Below are 1,015 nucleotides of genomic sequence, written 5' to 3' on the forward strand. Positions count from 1 at the left end.
TTGTAGTGGTCAACTAATTTTGGCCACAGTTTTAGAATCTTGGTATCTAACTTCAGATTCATTTGGCGCTAAACCAGCATTATAATGATGTGGCCTAACGTTGTTGTAATATCCGTTGATATAATCACTCACACTATATTTAGCATCTTTAAAGTTTTCGTATCCAACCTTTGGCATCCACTCCGTTTTAAAGCTTCTAAAAATCGCTCCATTGGCGCATTATCCCAACAATTCCCGCGCCTGCTCATACTTTGTGTGATTTTATAGCGCCATAAACGTTGGCGGTACTTCAAGCTTGTATAGTGGCTTCCTTGGTCTGAGTGAAACATTAATCCACTTGGCCTGCCTCTGCTTTCATACGCGAGTTCAAGCGCTTTTAGCGTTAAGTTAGTATCTGGCGACAACGACATTGCCCAACCAACGACTTTACGTGCAAATAAATCAACAACGACCGCTAAATAGGCCCAGCGATTGCCTGTCCAAATATACGTCACATCACCGCACCACACGGTATCTGGCTCAACAACATCAAATTGTCTATCAAGCAGATTTGGAATTTCAAGGTGTTCATTGCCACCGCGTTTATATGAATGTTGAGGTACTTGGCAGCTCTCTAGTTTTAGTTTAACCATTAGCTTAGCGGCGCGATAACGGCTTAATTCAAAATCGTTATTCGTTGCGATTGCTGCGATTGTCCGTGCCCCAGCTGAACCGCCGCTCATTGCATGTATGGCTTTAACTTCAGCTTCTAGCCTTATTTGCTCTGGTGTAGGCGTTGTATCCCGCATGGCCCAATATTTATAGCTGCTGCGATGCACATTGAATACGCTACACAACACGCTAATTGGATAACGCTCTCGTTGATTTAACTTCTCAATTAACGAGAATTGTTCAGGGAGTCGGACATCAAGAGAGCGGTAGCCTTTTTTAATATATCCTTTTCTAATTCAATACGTTGGATTTGCTTTTTAAGTTCGCGAATTTCAATTTGTTCGGGTGTCATTGGTGAAGCTAA

The 1,015-nt window shown here is 42.3% G+C and carries 1 pseudogene; it reads right to left on the reverse strand.

The window, feature by feature from the left end:
• Positions 1–9: 9 nt before the first annotated feature.
• Positions 10–1,015, reverse strand: a pseudogene (locus tag CEX98_RS22300) (IS3 family transposase); the annotation flags it as partial.

The organism is Pseudoalteromonas piscicida (assembly GCF_002744175.1).
GTDB classification, from domain to species: domain Bacteria; phylum Pseudomonadota; class Gammaproteobacteria; order Enterobacterales; family Alteromonadaceae; genus Pseudoalteromonas; species Pseudoalteromonas piscicida_B.